Consider the following 239-nt stretch of genomic DNA (forward strand, 5'->3'; position numbering starts at 1 on the left):
GGCAGGCATCCTGGATGGCCTGCCGCAGCTCAGCCGGGGCCGCATCGACGCCTGGACTCCGGGCTACGCCGCTCCCGAACTGCTCGAGGGTGCGCCATTGTCGCCGGCGGCCGACCTGTATGCGCTGGCCTGCGTCCTCTACGAACTGGCCGATGGTCGCCATCCGTTCCGCCGCCTGCCCTCGAACCAGGCCCGGGAGCAGGGGCTGGAGCGCCAGCTGCGCGCGCCCAGACACCTGC

At 72.8% G+C, this 239-nt stretch carries 1 protein-coding gene; it reads left to right on the forward strand.

The window, feature by feature from the left end; translation table 11 throughout:
- The coding region (locus ACLJNW_RS28185; protein ID WP_410961927.1) for a protein kinase domain-containing protein at positions 1 to 239 on the forward strand (239 nt) is incomplete at both ends.

This window comes from Salmonella sp. SAL4457 (assembly GCF_046548235.1).
Classification (GTDB): Bacteria; Pseudomonadota; Gammaproteobacteria; order Enterobacterales; family Enterobacteriaceae; genus Salmonella; species Salmonella enterica.